This window comes from Aeromicrobium sp. PFPM2_SD2 (assembly GCF_057364525.1).
On record NZ_JBNFNZ010000546.1, the window covers coordinates 1 to 1,477 of the forward strand.

3 protein-coding genes are annotated in these 1,477 nt (G+C 70.4%); 1 reads left to right on the forward strand and 2 read right to left on the reverse strand.

From position 1 onward, the window contains the following. Together AC2W7G_RS16140 and AC2W7G_RS16145 are read right to left on the reverse strand one after the other, a co-directional pair. Window positions 1-564: signal peptidase I (locus AC2W7G_RS16140; RefSeq protein WP_485869334.1), on the reverse strand; the 564-nt coding region annotated here is incomplete at its 3' end. A gap of 42 nt (window positions 565-606) precedes the next feature. Further along, window positions 607-1,137, reverse strand: a complete 531-nt coding sequence (locus tag AC2W7G_RS16145) for a TasA family protein (protein WP_485869335.1) — start codon at window positions 1,135-1,137, stop codon at window positions 607-609. 147 nt (window positions 1,138-1,284) lie between these two features. Here AC2W7G_RS16145 and AC2W7G_RS16150 point away from each other — a divergent pair, with 147 nt between their 5' ends. Continuing rightward, window positions 1,285-1,428 carry a hypothetical protein gene (locus tag AC2W7G_RS16150; protein WP_485869336.1) on the forward strand — a complete coding sequence of 48 codons (144 nt, stop codon included), beginning with the start codon at window positions 1,285-1,287 and terminating at the stop codon, window positions 1,426-1,428. Window positions 1,429-1,477 lie beyond the last annotated feature (49 nt).

The window sequence follows — 1,477 nt, forward strand, 5'->3', positions numbered from 1 at the left end:
GACCGGGGGCTTGCGGCCCGGCTCGCGCAGGCCGCGGACGAGCTGCACCATCGCGCCGAGCGCGATGAGGACCGCGGGCCCGCCGACGGCGAACATCCGCACCTCGCGGTCGGCCAGGGCGATGAGGGCGTAGCCCACGTACGGGACGGCGTGCTCGACGACCGGCTGGGTGGAGTCGGTGAGGCTGAACGTCCAGGGGTCCGGGTCGGGGTTGGCGTCACCCTTGGTGACGAACTGCCGGACGCCGTCCTCGGTCGTGGACACCGAGGAGATGCGGTGGGTGACGAGCGTGGTGACGCCCGAGTCCGCGGGGGGTTGGTAGGTGATCACGTCGCCGACCTCGAGGTCGTCGACCGGGACCTCCTGCTCCAGGACGAGGGACCCCTTCTCGAAGGTCCCCGACATGGACCCACCCGTGATCACGTACCGGTCGTAGCCGAGGGCCCACGGAACCACGTAGGCGACGCCGGCCAGGGTGACGACCAGGAGCACCAGGTCCACCAGCGCTCGTCCGAGACGGACGGCGACGCGACGGCGGGGGACGTCGTGGGTGACGGTGCTCATGGCTGCTCCTGGGATCACGGGTGGGGGTCTGGGGTGTCGGGACTACTGGTTGGTGGTCTCGGCGTCGAGCTGCGTCGAGGCCCACTGGTAGGAGGCCGACGCGGTCTTGCCCTGCTGGGTGTTGTCGGCGTCCTGGGCGAGCTTCACGGTGAAGGCGTACTGGTTCGCCGCGCCGGCCGCGACCGTGCCGAGGTCCTGCTTCTCGTTGTCGACCAGGGCGCCGAAGGTGCCGTCGAAGACGACCTTGTTGGTCGTGACGTTCTTGATGGTCAGCGTGAGGTTCGAGCCGGCGAAGCCGTTGGTGGACGCGGTCTCGGCGAGCGTGAACTTGGCCGGCAGCGAGCCCGTGTTGGTGATCGTCAGGCCGCCGTTGAGGGTGTCGCCGGGCTTGAGGTTGCTCAGGTTGAAGATCGCCGAGTCGGCCTTGGTGTTGGCCTGCGACAGCGTCCCGGACGTGACGGCGCTGATCGTGTTGTTGGTCTGCGACGTGAAGGTCGCGCCCGAGCCGATGGCGACGGCGCCGGCGACGGCGACGGTGGCGAGCGGGGCGAGGAGCTTGGCGCTGAGTGCCATGAGGGGGTTCCTTTGCGGTGGTTTCCGTGGGTCCTGCGTGGTGTCTCCGACGCTATGCAGACGCGATCCACGCGTTCTCCACACGAGCTCCCCATCCCGTCCACGGTTCCCCGACGGCCGTCCGTGGACGTCTGGGAGAGTGCCGCCATGACCGTCCCGAGCCCTGCGGCCGACGTCCACGTCCTGGCCCTGCACCGCTACCCGGTGAAGTCGACGTCCGGCGAGGCCCTGCCTGCCGCCGTCGTGGACGCGCGCGGGCTCGTTCGGCGACCGGACGTGGGCGGTGCGTGACGCCGACGGGCAGGCTCGGCAGCGGCAAGTCGACGCGGCGGTTCCGGCG

What these genes read in the sequence shown, in the direction of transcription:
- AC2W7G_RS16145 (WP_485869335.1), bottom strand. Translation starts at nt 1,137, where the DNA reads ATGGCACTCAGCGCCAAGCTCCTCGCCCCGCTCGCCACCGTCGCCGTC.
- AC2W7G_RS16150 (WP_485869336.1), top strand. Translation starts at nt 1,285, where the DNA reads ATGACCGTCCCGAGCCCTGCGGCCGACGTCCACGTCCTGGCCCTGCAC.